Source organism: Agrobacterium larrymoorei (assembly GCF_013322225.1).
GTDB lineage: Bacteria > Pseudomonadota > Alphaproteobacteria > Rhizobiales > Rhizobiaceae > Agrobacterium > Agrobacterium larrymoorei_A.
Genome location: NZ_JAAMFB010000027.1, coordinates 150,468 through 164,776, shown reverse-complemented (window position 1 = coordinate 164,776; position 14,309 = coordinate 150,468). Strand labels below are relative to the sequence as shown.

Sequence of the window (14,309 nt, the reverse complement as noted above, 5' to 3'; positions counted from 1 at the left end):
TCAGCTCCTGACCGTGTAGCGCAAGGCGCGGGACTGTAGATAATTCGTCACTGCCAACATGACGAAAGCAGTGATGAGCAGTACCGAGGCAACGGCGGCGGCGGCTTGATAATCGTATTCCTCAAGCCGGATGAAGATCAGCAACGCCGTGATTTCCGTCGACATGGGCTGGTTGCCCGCAATGAAGATGATTGCGCCGAACTCGCCAAGGCTGCGAGCGAAGGACAGCGAAAGGCCTGCCAGAATTGCTGGTGTCAGCAGCGGCAGGATGACCTTGCGGAAGATTTCGAAGTCCGACCCGCCGAGAGACTGTGCCGCCTCTTCCAGTGCCGGATCGAGATCCTCGAGCACCGGCTGCACGGTGCGCACGATGAAGGGCAGGCTGGTGAAGGCCATCGCCACCATGATACCGAGCGGCGTGTATGCGACTTTGATGCCGAACTGGGCAAGAACGGAGCCGAACCAGCCATTGCCTGCAAACAGCGCGGTCAGCGCGATGCCGGCAACTGCCGTGGGCAAGGCAAAGGGCAGGTCCACGATTGCATCTACGATGCGCCAGCCTGGGAAGCGATACCGTGTCAGCACCCAGGCGAGTGCCAAGCCGAAGACGACGTTGAAGAGGGTTGCTGCCAGCGCACAGAGCACTGTTACCCGGTAGCTTGCGACTGCACGGGGTGACGAGATGATGGCCCAATATTCTGCTGGCCCCAAGCTCGCTGCCTTGAAAACAAGCGCTGCAAGCGGCAGCACGACGATAATGCCGACATAAAGCAGCGTCACGCCGAGCGACAACCGCAGCCCCGGCAAAACATTCCGTCTCAAATCCATCCCCCGAAGCACGTCGCACCATACAGCTTGATGCAAACAATCGACCCGGCAGAAAACCCACCGGGTCGAAAACATATCCGATAATCAGCGATTAGCGGCTGCCGTAAAGCGTATCAAGCACGGCGCCGGATGCAAAATGCTCCTTCTGGATTTTTTCCCAGCCACCGAAAACATCGTTGACGTTGACGAGGCGAATTTCAGGGAACTGGTCCTTGAACTCGCCTACGACTTTGGCATCGTGAACGCGATGACCGAACTGCGCCGCAATACGCTGGCCTTCTTCGGCGTAGAGGAAATCCAGGTAGCTCTTGGCGAGGTCACGGGAGCCGCGCTTGTCGACAACCTTGTCCACGATGGCAACCGGGAATTCAGCCAGAAGACTGACGGTGGGGACAACGAGTTCAAATTTATCCGTGCCGTATTGCTTGGCGATGCCGCGCGTTTCAGCTTCGAAGGTAATCAGCACGTCACCAATTTCACGCTCGACGAATGTCGTGGTCGCGGCACGGCCTCCGGTATCGAAAACAGGCGTGTTGTCGAAGACCTTCTTGATGAATTCCTGCACTTTCGCGTCGTCGCCATTGAACTTCTCCTTGGCGAAAGCGGTCGCGGCCAGATAGGTGTAGCGGGCGTTGCCGGAGGTTTTTGGATTCGGGAAAACGATCTTTACATCGTCACGAACGAGATCGTCCCAGTTCTTGATGTTTTTCGGGTTCCCAGCGCGAACGAGGAAAGACGGGAAAGAATAAAACGGCGAGGCATCATTGGCGAAATCCTTCTGCCAATCGACCGAAACAAAGCCCTGTTTCACGAGGAAATCGATATCCGTGACCTGATTAAAGGTCACAACGTCAGCTTCCAGGCCTTCTACGATAGCTCGTGCCTGCTTTGACGTCCCGGCATGAGATTGACCAATGGTCACGCCCGGATGCGACTTGATGAAGGCTTCGTTTTCGGCAGCAAAAACTTCGCGCGCGACATCGTAAGATGCGTTGAGGAGCGTCTTGGGCTCCTGAGCATAGGCTGCTGTTGAGACCAGCGCCGCAAGTGCAGCACCAATAAGGACAATCCGTTTCATGTAACCCCCAGGAATTTCAGCTGGCACGAAAATAAAGAAAGGATTGATCCTCTGCGAGAAATCCCACCCTCGCTCAGGCGCTGGGGGGAAGAAATTTTTACTCGATGAACCGCTTCAATCGAATGAAAATTTCACTGTCAAATCAAAGTCGGTGATCGGGGAAAAGCGGCGCGCTCGTCGGAACGAAGTAACGGTCGACATCCTGTTTTGACACGTCTGCAAGCCCATTAGGCTTCCAGCGCGGATTGCGGTCCTTGTCGACAAGCGCGGCACGCACGCCCTCATAAAAATCATGACCTCGTAGAACCTCGCAACCCGCGACGAATTCTCGCTCCAGACACTCCACCAGCCCCGAACTCTCACGGCCTTTCCGCAAGAGGCGTAAGGCAAGTTTCAGGCTCGTCGGAGAACGCAGGTTCAATGTGGCAATCGTTTCAGCGGCAAAAGGATTGTCCTCCGCTTCGAGCGCCGCCAGCATTTCCTCCACGGTATCGAATCCGAATGTGCGGTCGATCAAGCTACGATCGGCGGCCAGGAAGCCCTGTGCGGGTTCGCTTGAAAACTTGTCGATTGTTGCACGGACGTCTTCTGCACTCACGACATCGGCCAGGGCATCCATAAGTTCAGGCAGAGAGTTCGACAGAACATGGTGATCCGCCAACCCAACATAAATCGCGTCCGCCGCACCGATTTCCCGACCGGTCAGGCCCAACCATGTGCCCGTTTCCCCGGGGGACTTCGGCAACAGCCAGGTCGTACCAACATCGGGAAAATAGCCGATTGCCGTCTCAGGCATCGCAAGTCGCGTCCGCTCGGTTACGATGCGGTGCCTACCATGCGCAGCGATCCCCACGCCACCGCCCATGACGATGCCATCCATCACGGCCACATAGGGTTTGGGATAGCGTGAAATGCTGTAATTGAGCGGAAACTCTTCCCGCCAGAACCGGGTCCGTTCCTGTTCAGTGGCGTTGCGCGCATCATAAATCGCTTTCACATCGCCGCCCGCGCATAGACCACGCTCCCCATTTCCCAAGAGAATAAGACAGGCAATATCAGGATCGAACGCAAACGCATCCAGAGCTGCCTTCATCTCGTGAACCATGGTTTCATTGAGACTGTTTATTGCCTTTGGCCTGTTCAGCCAGATAATTCCTGCCTTGCCCCGTCTCTCCGCAATGATCTCTCTGTCGACCAAATTATTTTCCACGCCGTGCCTCCCGAACCGTTGCTCGGCAGTTTGGATGTCATGACGGCATCACGCAACGTTTATCGACCGGAAGTGAATGGGATTGGGGCGTGCCACGTTGCATGTGTCATGAAACCAACAACCATAGGGTTATTGCAGTGCAGCAAATTCACTTGACCCTTAGTCGAATCGTGGCATCTAATAGATTTCGAAAATACCGGCGCATATTCCTGTCCAGCGTTCCCGGCCGGACCATTCGGAAAGCCCTCCAAGGGCGATGAATCATCAACAGGAGACAGACATGCAGGTTTCAGAATACGAGTGGATCAGCAAGCGCGCATACACCCTCTGGGAAAGCGAAGGGCATCCGCACGGGCGCGACGCCGAGCACTGGGCTCAGGCAAAAAAGGAATTTTCACTGCTGGAAACATCCAAAGCAACGAAGCCTGCGCATCGAAAAAAGTCAGAAGTCAAGGTTGCAACTCTTACCGAGGCGACCGGAAAGCCAAAGTCGCGCGCCCGCAAGGCGAATGCCTAGCTAAAGAATTTCCGGCAGAATTATAAAGCGCTTCTGCTTCTGGAAATTGCATCAAGACAGAAATTCGGAGCATTTCATTTCCAATGGAACGCTTCAGAAAAGCCCGCAAACAAAACCCCCGAAGCCGTATGGCATTCGGGGATTGTCTGTTATCCTTATCAGAACGTCAGGGCGCGGTCGCCATCCTCGTCCTTGATACGGCTTGGAAGGCCGATTCTGTTCAGGATGTTGAGGAATGGCTGCGGCGGAAGTTCCTCAACATTGGCCATCTGCTTGACGTCCCACTCGCCGGTGGCGATCAGCATCGCAGCGGCAACCGGCGGCACGCCGGCAGTGTAGGAAATGCCTTGAGAGCCTACCTCTTCGTAGGCTTCCTTGTGGTCCGCCACGTTGTAGATGAAGACTTCCTTTTCCTTGCCGTCTTTTGTGCCCTTGACGATATCGCCAATGCAGGTCTTGCCGACGTAATCAGGTGCCAGCGAAGACGGGTCGGGCAGCACGGCTTTGACCACTTTCAGCGGAACGACTTCCAGACCTTCGGCAGTCTTTACCGGCTTTTCAGAGAGAAGGCCGAGGTTTTTCAGAACGGTGAAAACGTTGATGTAGTGATCGCCGAAGCCCATCCAGAAGCGAACATCTGCGCCATCCATGTTTCTGGATAGCGAATGAACTTCGTCGTGGCCAGTCATATAGGCCTTCTGCTTGCCAACAACCGGCAGATCGAATTCCTGGCCGACTTCGAACATCTGGTTCGTCTGCCACTGGCCGTTCTGCCAGGAATAGACGACGCCCGTGAATTCGCGGAAGTTGATTTCCGGGTCGAAGTTGGTGGAGAACCAGCGACCATGGCTGCCCGCATTGATATCGACGATATCGACCGCGCTCACCTTGTCGAAATACTCATCCTTGGCCAGACGCGCATAGGCATTGACGACACCCGGATCGAAGCCGACGCCGAGAATGGCGGTTACGCCCTTTTCCTTGCATTCGGCGGCACGCTTCCACTCGTAGTTCCCGTACCAAGGCGGCGTTTCACAGATTTTCGTAGGATCCTCGTGGATTGCCGTATCCATATAGGCAACACCTGTGTCCATGCAGGCCTGAAGAACGGACATATTGACGAAGGCCGAACCGACGTTGATGACAATCTGGACACCCGTTTTTTCGATCAAGGCCTTTGTTGCCTCGATATCCATGGCATCCAGCGCATGGGCTTCAAGTTTCACCTCTGTCTTGAGGCTCTTCTTTTCACGTACGGATTCGACAATCGTGCGGCACTTTTCAACTGTGCGTGACGCAATATGAATGTCTCCCAATACATCGCTATTCTGGGCGCACTTGTGGGCTACCACTTGTGCTACGCCACCGGCGCCGATGATGAGAACGTTCTTCTTCATTTCAGGTGATGCCCCCTTTATCCCCGCAGGGATGAGCTTGATTTGGTTGAGGTTTAGACGCTTTCAATCAAAAGCGTCGTTACGAAAGGCTCTTCTCGTAATCTGCAAAGTCGAACTCACGAACGGTACGAATGCTTCCGTCCAGTTCCCTGATGGCAATCGCAGGCATCTTCACGCCATTGAACCAGTTCTTCTTGACCATCGTGTAACCGGCAGCGTCCTGGAAAGACACGCGATCGCCGACTTTCAGTTCCTGCTCGAATTTGAATTCGCCGAAAACATCGCCCGCTAGGCAGGACTTGCCACAGACCATATATGGGTACTCACCCTCGTTCGGCGCAACCTTTGCGCTTTCGCGATAGATCAGAAGGTCAAGCATATGGGCTTCGATGGAGCTGTCGACAATGGCCAGGTTTTTGCCGTTGAACAGCGTATCGAGAACCGTCACCTCCAGCGTGGTGCTCTTGGTGATCGATGCTTCTCCCGGCTCGAGATAAACCTGAACGCCGTATTTTTCGGAGAACGCCTTCAGGCGATCACAGAACTGGTCGAGCGGATAGTCTTCGCCGGTGAAGTGAATCCCGCCACCAAGGCTGACCCACTCCGCTTGCGACAGCAGCGAGCCGAATTTTTCCTCAATCTGGTTCAGCATACGATCGAACAAGCCGAAATCGTTATTTTCGCAGTTGTTGTGGATCATGAAGCCGGAGACGCGGTCCATCACCTTCTCCACCTTGGCAACGTCCCATTCTCCCAGACGGCTGAAGGGGCGGGCCGGATCAGCAAGATCGAAGGTAGAAGAGCTGACCTGTGGATTTAAGCGCAGGCCACGCACGATGCCCGAAGCCTTTTCGCCGAAGCGCTCCAGCTGACCGATGGAGTTGAAGATGATCTTGTCTGCGTACGACACGACTTCATCGATCTCGTAATCGGCATAAGCCACCGAATAGGCATGGGTTTCACCCCCGAACTTCTCGTGGCCGAGACGAACTTCATAGAGGGACGATGAGGTTGTTCCGTCCATATACTGCGCCATGAAATCGAACACCGACCATGTTGCAAAACATTTAAGCGCAAGAAGCGCCTTGGCGCCGGATTTTTCGCGCACATAGGCAATCTTTTCCATGTTGCGGAGAAGTTTCGTTTTGTCGATCAGGTAATAAGGCGTTTGCAGCATCAGTCGGTTACATCATTCGATTGATTGAGATCACATACGGATCGTTTTGACCGGCCTTATATGATGCTTGTGACAGGAAAACAAACCCGTTGCTGGAATTCGAGTTAAAAGGACAATTTTCTACACGAAGCATCCGTCGCGGAACCAAAACAGAGTGTCAGCGTTTGTAGATCAGCCGCGTTCTAACATCACCACTAAAAGGATATGTCATGGCAACCGTTCGCAACGTAGAAGACAAGGTACGTCAATCCATAGAAAACGGCGATGCAGCCGATGTGGCAGCCCAACTTTCGCAGCTGCGTGAAGACCTTGCGAACCTTGCCGGCAGCGTGAAGGCGCTAGGCCTGGGCGTTTCGCATGAGGTGAAGGCACAGGCTGCGCGCGTGGCTGACGACGCCATTTCCGCTGGTGAAGAAAAGCTGGACTATGTTCGCAGCGAAATCCAGACGATCAACGACAACCTCACCTATCAGGTTCAGAAAAACCCCCTTCAGTCTCTCGGTATCGCGGTTGCAACCGGCTTCCTTCTCGCACTCGTCACCCGCCGTTAAGGCAGCAACATGCTTCAGGCATTCCTGCTTTATCTCGGCGACACGCAGCGCGAAGGAACCTTTGTCACGCGTCGCATCAAGTCCGCAATCATTCTCAGAATGCTGGCGGGCTTGTTCTTTTTGATTGCCGTGATTGCCGCCGGGATCGGCGGCTCTATCTATCTGGCGAAGGAACTCGGTGCTGGTCCGGCAGCACTTGTCATCGCTGCCGTCGCGTTCCTGCTCGGCGTCATAATGCTGGTGATCCTTGCTATCGTTCGGCGGCCCACAGTCTATCGTACACCCGTTGCAACGCCTCTAACCGCAGCCCCGCTTGCGGCAGAGGCACTTGCGGCCGGGGCGCTAGTCAAGCGGCCTTTCACGACACTTCTGATCGCGGTTGCCCTCGGCTTCATTACCACCCGTGTGACGGTCAAAAAGAAATAATGATATCTCCGCGCACTCTCGAGACCGGGAGTGCGCGTTTTCATCTATGCACTTTCATTCGCGATAAATTCCCCCTGCCCTTCTCACGACAAAATGTTACGCAGTCTTCCGACACATCGTTTCAACAAGAGGATGCTGAATGCGGAAGAAAGTTCTTGTGGTTGGCGGAGCCGGATATATCGGATCGCACACGTGCCTGTTGCTTGCCGAACGCGGGTATGAACCCGTCGTTTTCGACAATCTCTCGAATGGCCACGAGGAATTCGTCCGCTGGGGACCCTTCGAACAGGGCGACATCCGCGACAAGGCAAGGCTGGACGAGGTCTTTGCCAAGCACAAGCCCGACGCGGTTTTGCATTTTGCAGCGCTGATCGAGGTCGGTGAATCCGTCAAAAACCCCGTCGCTTTCTACGATAACAACGTCACAGGCGCGCTGACCCTGTTGACCGCGACGATGGATGCGGGCGTTGAGGCCTTCGTTTTCTCCTCCACTTGCGCCACCTATGGCCTGCCGGAACGCGTACCGTTGGATGAAACGCATCCGCAGGCACCGATCAATCCTTACGGTCGCACCAAGTGGATTGTAGAACAGGCATTGAAGGATTTCAGCACATACAAGGGTTTGAAATCAGTGATGCTGCGCTACTTCAACGCAGCCGGTGCTGATTTCGAAGGCCGAATTGGCGAATGGCATAAGCCGGAAACCCACGCCATCCCGCTCGCCATAGAGGCCGCGCTCGGGCGTCGAGAGGGCTTCAAGGTATTCGGCACGGATTACGAGACGCGCGACGGAACCTGCGTTCGCGACTACATCCATATTCTCGATCTTGCCGACGCGCATGTACGCGCCGTGGATTATCTGCTGGCAGGCGGTGAAACAGTTGAACTGAACCTGGGCACCGGCACCGGAACCACCGTCAAGGAACTGCTCGACGCGATTTCGGAAGTCTCGGGCAGACCGTTCCCCGTAGAGTTTGCGGAACGCCGCGAAGGCGACTCGACCACGCTTGTCGCCAATAATGACAAGGCCCGAGACGTGTTGGGCTGGGAGCCGAAATATACGTTGACTGACATCATCCGCTCAGCATGGCGCTGGCATTCTTCGCGGAACGCCAGCGTCTGAGACGAGACGCTCGAAGCGGCGGGTTATCCCGCCGCTGCCAACACCGGCTTTTGCTTTGACGCGAGCAGACTTTCGCTATGCGCCATCATCAGTGGGCCGACGCCTTTGATGTCATCGGCACGAATGATTTCCGAAAGATAATATTCCACCGTCCCGTCCCGGTAAACTCCGCCAAAACCACCAAGCCCGGCGACACAGCAGATGTTTTGCAGCTTCAGGCGTTCACCCGCCTGGGCTTTGAGTTCCGTGGAAACAAGAGCGTCCAACGCCCTCTGACCCGGACCCGCCATAATACCCGTTACACCGAGGCGCGCGCCCTTAAGGAAGAAATAGGCGAACATCGCCGTTGCCGAGCTCTCCGGATAATTGCCCGAGACATCGGGTCTGTCGATAACCTGCAACCAGCGTCCGTCTTCCTGTTGAAGCCGTGAGATTTGCTCTGCAAATGCACTCGCCCGCTTCTCGATTTCCTTTTTCTGCGAACCCTGCGGCAGAAACTCCAGAATATCCACGAAGGCCATGGCGAGCCAGCCGAGCGCGCGCGCCCAGAGCGACGGCGACAGGCCCGTTTCCTTGTCCGCCCATTCCTGAATCCGGGCCTCGTCGTAACCGTGTTTATAAAGGCCAGATGCCTTATCATGGGTAAGATCGAGGGATGTCAAAAACTGCTCTGCGGTATCGGAAAGTAACTCCGGCGCACCTTCGGCAAGGGCATATTCGATCTTGAACGGCAGGGCCATGTATAGCCCGTCAAGCCAGACCTGATGCGGGTAACGGAGTTTATGCCAGTATGGCCCGGCATTTGTGCGCGGGTGGAAACGCAACTGCTCGGCTAAAGGCTTTGCCGTCTCCAACCATTTCTGATCGCCCGTCTTGCGATAAAGATAGATCAGCGCACGACCCGCCAGGACATTGTCGATGTTGAACTCATCGATCCGGTATTCGCGCAGCCGGTTTTCGGCATCCACCTGCCCATTGACGAGACGTAGAAGATGGTCGAGCCAGCGCTGGTCGCCGCTCGCTTCGTAGAGCGAGATCAAACCGCGATAGAGGCAGCCATCCTCATAACACCACGCGCCACCCTTGTAGTAATCATAGTCGCGGGCGTAATCGTCAAAATAGCTGTTCAGCATCGGCTTTGTCATTCTCTCTTGGGTCTATGGATGCGGGGCTGAGCCCTGCCAGTTTCTTGAACTGCGTGTTCTCGGCAACGATGCCTGCGTGTCTGAGTGCCGGTAGATAACAGGCCATTTCGGCCACCTCAGGCTCGGCGTCCTCTCGATAGGTCACGTTGTAATTGTCTATGGTCACGTCACGGATTTGGGATTCCGGCAGGCCATAAAATGCGGCCGCGCAGATCGATGCGTCGATGACGTCAACATTTCGGATCGTAAAGCTCGATAGGCTCGGGGTCTCAGCTGTCACTGGCAAAGCCTCACGCGACTGCACGTAGTCCGAACGGCCATCTGCATCGCAGAAATAGAAGGCGTTGACGGCAATCGGCGTCGAGACGTTCTCCATACGGCAATCGAGAACCTGAACATTGGAAACGCCCCCGCCTCGTCCTCGCCGGGTCTTGATGCGCAAGCCGCGATCCGTGCCGACGAAATGGCAGTGGCTGATATTGATGTCGTGGACTCCAGCACTCATTTCGCTGCCCATGACGACCGCGCCATGGCCGCGTTCCATCAGGCAGTTGACGATATCGATACGTTCGGTTGGACGATTCGGCCCGCCAAAAGGATGTTTTTTGCCCGCCTTGATGGCGATGCAGTCATCGCCTACGGAAATGAACAGGCCGACCAGCCGCACATCCTGGCAACACTCTGGGTTCAATCCGTCCGTGTTTGGGGAGTTCGGCTCGTTGTGAATTTTCAGATCGGCCGCCAGCACACGGTCGCATAGAACCGGATGCACGGTCCATGAGGGTGAGTTGCGGACGGTGAAGCCCGTCAGCGTCAGGTCGCGGCAGCCGGAGAGAAACAGAGTGCGCGGACGCCGCGCACCCCGCCGCGTTTCCTTGGGCCACGTCCACCAGTCGCCACGATCTCCGCCGCCATCGATAATGCCTGCTCCCGTGATCGTCAGGTTTTCACAGTCGATGGCATTGATGATGCTGGCAAATATCGGCTCCGCCACACCTTCCCAGGTTCCGAAGACACGACCGTCTTCATGCCGGTGAGGGAAAATCTGTAGATCGTTCCAGTCCGACAAAGACGAAAGCTCAGCGCCACCCTCAAGCAGCAACGTCATATGGCTCTTCAGGAAGATTGGGCCGCTTTTCCACAGACCCGACGGAATTGTAAGCGTTCCACCTTTCGGCAAAGCTTTGATGGCGCGATTGATGGCACTGGCATTATCGGCCTGATCCGTATCCGCGCCGAAGTCGCGAATATCGAGCAAAGCGGTTTCGGGCTTTGTTGAGAAATTCGCAACCTCACCACTCACGGAAAGATTATAGGATAGAGAGGGCTCGAGTCCGGTCACGGTAAAAACGACAGAGGATGTTTCACCGCGCAGGACGACACCGCCATCCTCCCCCGCAATGCTCCAGCCCGCCGCCCTGTTCAGCGCGTAAAGATGCCTGTGAGAATCCACGCTGAACGTTGCCGTGCGGGAGGTTGTTGCGACGACCTGGATGACGGTACCTGTCATGGAAATTGCCCCTTAGATACCCGTCAGCGCTTCATCGACGCTGGCGATGATTTCCGCTGCGGTATCCTCTGCGGACTGCTGACCGTAGGCGAAGGCCTCAAGATTGGTATCGAACGCATCCGTGATGCGGGGATGTTCGATAAGAGGAGAAACCTTCGGACCTTCCGATTCCGTGACGATCTTGTAGGCGTCTATCTGGACGGGCTTGATCTTGCCGGCATCCGTCAACGTCTTGATGGCGATCTTGCTGGAGGGAATGCCACGCGTTGCACCGAGAATGGTCACGGCCTCAGGATCGTTGAGCAGGCAATTGATGATCTCGGCAGCTGCCTTGGGTTCCTTGCTGTTTTTCGAAATGGCGAACAGCATGGACGGTTTGCGGTAGATGCCTTCCGTCTTGCCGCCTTCCGACGTCAGGTTCATGGTTGGAACGAGTTCGAGACCTTTCTGGAGCGGAGCGGCAATTTTGCCGTAGGTGCTATCCCACTGGTAAGAGCTGGCGTAACGGCCATCCGACCACTTCTGGTTTTCGAAAAGCGGGCGATTGCCTCCCGCTGATGAATTCTTCCAGGATTCGATGACGCCTTTGTCCACCATCGACTGGTAGAAATTGAGAGCAGCTGCCAGCTCTTCTTCCGTCCAGGCGACCTTGTTGGTTTCCGGGTCGATGAAGGTCTTGCCCGTCATCTGCGTGGCGCGCAGAATGACTACGATGCGCGCATTCAGGCCGTTGCCTTCGGAAGGTGCCGCTTCGAAGGGGTAATAGTCGTTGCCCAGTTTGGCTTTTAGAACCGGAGCCGCTGCGAACATTTCGTCCCATGTCTTGGGAACGGCAATGCCAGCCTTTTCATAAATCGTCTTGTTGAACATGAAAATTCGCCCGGTCGTGGAGACCGGAACGCCGTTCATCTTGCCCTTCACAACGCCGCTTTGCAGCTCTGAATCGGACCACTGGCTGAAGTCGATGACGTCCTTAAACTGGTTCAGGTCGGCAAAGCCCTCTCCACTCTTGGAGAAAAGCGGCAGCCATGGCCAGTTGATCTGCATGATATCCGGCTCGGTGCGACCAGCGAGCTGAGTCGCGATCTTTTCCTGATGACCGCCCCAACCGGTGAATTCCGGCGAAATCATATGGCCGAACTTCGCGCCGCAGACCTTCAATGCCTCCTGCGTGGCAAGGTGGCGATCATCGCTGCCCCACCAGGACATGCGAAGATTGGCGGCGCTCGCGCTGCCGATACTTGTTGCAGCAAAAAGGGCTGCGAGAATGATTGCACGTTTCATTATATTTCCTCCCGATAAATCGACGTGTGAAGACGGATGTCAGACCAGGCTGATATTTTCGCCGGTCTGGCGGTTAAAGACATGAACGGATTTCGCGTCGGCGCTAAGCCAGACCTGATCGTCGCGCAGTGCTTTGCGGTCATAGGCATGAGAAGGAACGACCGCGATCAGTTTGTTCTGCCCGGCTCTCAGATGCAGATAGACCTCGTGCCCCATGAACTCGACATGGCTGATTTTTCCCGAGATCGCATTGGTCGAATCTGGTGCAACGAGGCTGAAATGCTGCGGGCGGACGCCGAAGACGATATCTTTCGGCGCGTTGGCCGCCAGCCGATCCGTCAGTTCAGGCCCAAGTGCAAGCCTCTGTCCTGCGACGTTGATCGCTCCATCGCTTTCCAAGGTGGCATCGATCAGGTTCATTTCCGGGCTGCCGATGAAACCGGCCACGAAAGTATTGGCAGGCTTGGTGTAAAGTGTGACCGGATCAGCCACCTGCATGATGTGACCCTCCTTCATCACACAGATGCGGTCGCCCATCGTCATGGCTTCCGTCTGGTCGTGGGTGACGTAAACCACAGTCGCCTGCTGGCCTTCCGCCTTGAGCCGTTTGTGAAGATCGGTGATGCGGACGCGCATGGAGGCGCGCAGCTTGGCATCGAGGTTGGACAGCGGCTCATCGAACAGAAATACCTGCGGCTTCTTGATGAGCGCGCGACCAACGGCAACGCGCTGCGCCTGACCACCGGAAAGCTGTTTTGGCAGACGGTCAAGGAGCGCCTGAATTTCAAGCGTTTCGGAAACGTCCTGCGTGGCGTTTTCGATCTCCGCCTTCGAGCGGCGCTTCAGGCGCATGCTGAAAGACAGGTTCTTGCGCACCTTCATATGCGGATAAAGCGCGTAGTTCTGGAACACCATGGAGATGCCGCGCTCACCCGGCGGCTTGTCGTTGACAAGCTCACCACCGATCAGAATTTCGCCGCCGGTTATGCGCTCCAGGCCCGCGATCATGCGCAGAGTGGTGGATTTGGCACAGCCGGAAGGACCGACCAGAACCATGAATTCACCGTCCTCGATATCGAGGTTGATCCCATGCACGGCACGGAAGGATGAGTAGTCTTTTTCGAGATTTCTGAGTTGGAGACGTGCCATGTCATTTATCCTTTGATGCCGCCAGACGAGATGCCGTCGATGAAGTATTTCTGCGCGATGAAGAACACTGCCAGAGCAGGTGCGAGCGCGAGGACGGACATGGCGAGAATGCGGTTCCAGTCGAATGCTTCGGTGGTATCGATCGAAAGTTTGAGCGCGAGCGAAACCGGATATTTTTCAACGGAGGAGAGGTAGATCAGCGGACCAAGGAAGTCGTTCATGGTCCACATGAACTGGAACAGGCACACCGAAATCAGCGCAGGCATCAAAAGCGGCACGACGATGAAAATCAAGGTCTGCATGGTTGACGCGCCATCGACGCGGGCTGCTTCTTCCATGTCACGCGGAATGGCACGCAGGAACTGCACCAGCATGAAAACGAAGAATGCATCGCCTGCGAAAGCCGACGGCACCCAAAGCGGCAGATAAGTATCCAGCCAGCCGAGATCGCGGAACAGCAGATACTGCGGGATGCGGGTTACGACGTTCGGCAAGAGAAGCGTTGCGATAAGGGATGCAAACAGGATTTTCTTGTAGGGAAATTCGAAGCGTGCAAAGCCATAAGCGACCGCCGTGCAGGAAATTGCAGTACCGATCATTTTCGGTACGACGATCCAGAGCGTGTTCAGGAAGAACGTACCAAACGTGTAAGGCGTCGAGGTCTGCCAGCCTTTGATATAGCCGTCCAGCGTCGGATTTTCCGGCCAGAAACCGGGATTGTTGAAGATTTCCGCATTCGTCTTGAAGGAAGCACCTATCAGCCAGATCAGCGGATAGAGCATCAGCAAACCGACGGCGGCAAGAAGGAAGTAGCGGAACCCGGCGCTGAAACGAGCACGGACGACTTCGCGGTTGCGGGCCTTTTCAGCGTTTGCAGCCACCAGGTCCATATTGGAGATAGTTTGATCGACCAT

The 14,309-nt window shown here is 55.6% G+C and carries 14 protein-coding genes; 4 read left to right on the top strand and 10 right to left on the bottom strand.

Annotated features, from left to right (window positions below; all coding sequences use genetic code 11):
- The 3 genes from cysT to G6L28_RS17235 form a co-directional block, all read right to left on the bottom strand.
- Entirely contained in the window at nt 1–828 is an 828-nt protein-coding gene (gene cysT, locus G6L28_RS17245) for a sulfate ABC transporter permease subunit CysT (RefSeq protein WP_174065054.1), read from the bottom strand.
- Nucleotides 829–919: 91 nt separating this feature from the next.
- The gene (gene cysP, locus G6L28_RS17240) at nt 920–1,906 is read right to left on the bottom strand and encodes a thiosulfate ABC transporter substrate-binding protein CysP (RefSeq protein WP_174065053.1); all 987 of its coding nucleotides are present in this window, start codon (nt 1,904–1,906) and stop codon (nt 920–922) included.
- Between the two features lie 142 nt (nt 1,907–2,048).
- Nucleotides 2,049–3,116: a 3-hydroxyisobutyryl-CoA hydrolase gene (locus tag G6L28_RS17235; RefSeq protein WP_174065052.1), complete on the bottom strand. Its 1,068-nt coding sequence runs from the start codon at nt 3,114–3,116 to the stop codon at nt 2,049–2,051.
- Nucleotides 3,117–3,396: 280 nt separating this feature from the next.
- Between G6L28_RS17235 and G6L28_RS17230 the strand changes: the two genes are divergently transcribed.
- A complete protein-coding gene (locus G6L28_RS17230) occupies nt 3,397–3,633 on the top strand; it encodes a DUF2934 domain-containing protein (protein ID WP_174065051.1) in 237 nt (78 codons plus the stop codon).
- Nucleotides 3,634–3,791: 158 nt separating this feature from the next.
- On the opposite strand, the gene G6L28_RS17225 is transcribed toward G6L28_RS17230, so the two are convergent.
- Together G6L28_RS17225 and nspC are read right to left on the bottom strand one after the other, a co-directional pair.
- Entirely contained in the window at nt 3,792–5,030 is a 1,239-nt protein-coding gene (locus G6L28_RS17225) for a saccharopine dehydrogenase family protein (RefSeq protein WP_174065050.1), read from the bottom strand.
- A gap of 79 nt (nt 5,031–5,109) precedes the next feature.
- Nucleotides 5,110–6,207 carry a carboxynorspermidine decarboxylase gene (nspC, locus tag G6L28_RS17220; RefSeq protein ID WP_174065049.1) on the bottom strand — a complete coding sequence of 366 codons (1,098 nt, stop codon included), beginning with the start codon at nt 6,205–6,207 and terminating at the stop codon, nt 5,110–5,112.
- Between the two features lie 209 nt (nt 6,208–6,416).
- Here nspC and G6L28_RS17215 point away from each other — a divergent pair, with 209 nt between their 5' ends.
- From G6L28_RS17215 to galE, 3 genes are all read left to right on the top strand, one after another.
- Entirely contained in the window at nt 6,417–6,758 is a 342-nt protein-coding gene (locus G6L28_RS17215) for a DUF883 family protein (RefSeq protein WP_174065048.1), read from the top strand.
- Nucleotides 6,759–6,767: 9 nt separating this feature from the next.
- Nucleotides 6,768–7,184 (top strand): hypothetical protein, encoded by a 417-nt coding sequence (locus G6L28_RS17210; protein ID WP_174065047.1) that lies wholly within the window; start codon nt 6,768–6,770, stop codon nt 7,182–7,184.
- Between the two features lie 139 nt (nt 7,185–7,323).
- Nucleotides 7,324–8,307: a UDP-glucose 4-epimerase GalE gene (gene galE, locus G6L28_RS17205; RefSeq protein ID WP_174065046.1), complete on the top strand. Its 984-nt coding sequence runs from the start codon at nt 7,324–7,326 to the stop codon at nt 8,305–8,307.
- 23 nt (nt 8,308–8,330) lie between these two features.
- Here the strand turns inward: galE and G6L28_RS17200 are convergent, their stop codons facing one another.
- From G6L28_RS17200 to G6L28_RS17180, 5 genes are read right to left on the bottom strand one after another with little or no spacing between them, the layout of a single operon-like run.
- Complete coding sequence (locus G6L28_RS17200; protein ID WP_234902617.1) at nt 8,331–9,452, bottom strand: glycoside hydrolase family 88/105 protein; 1,122 nt, start codon at nt 9,450–9,452, stop codon at nt 8,331–8,333.
- Nucleotides 9,421–10,962 carry a glycoside hydrolase family 28 protein gene (locus tag G6L28_RS17195; RefSeq protein WP_174065044.1) on the bottom strand — a complete coding sequence of 514 codons (1,542 nt, stop codon included), beginning with the start codon at nt 10,960–10,962 and terminating at the stop codon, nt 9,421–9,423. The genes G6L28_RS17200 and G6L28_RS17195 overlap by 32 nt, the downstream gene beginning before the upstream one ends.
- Before the next feature lie 12 nt (nt 10,963–10,974).
- Entirely contained in the window at nt 10,975–12,246 is a 1,272-nt protein-coding gene (locus G6L28_RS17190) for an ABC transporter substrate-binding protein (protein WP_174065043.1), read from the bottom strand.
- 39 nt (nt 12,247–12,285) lie between these two features.
- Nucleotides 12,286–13,395 (bottom strand): ABC transporter ATP-binding protein, encoded by a 1,110-nt coding sequence (locus G6L28_RS17185; protein ID WP_174065042.1) that lies wholly within the window; start codon nt 13,393–13,395, stop codon nt 12,286–12,288.
- A 5-nt stretch (nt 13,396–13,400) separates the two neighbouring features.
- Nucleotides 13,401–14,309, bottom strand: a complete 909-nt coding sequence (locus G6L28_RS17180; protein ID WP_174065041.1) for a carbohydrate ABC transporter permease — start codon at nt 14,307–14,309, stop codon at nt 13,401–13,403.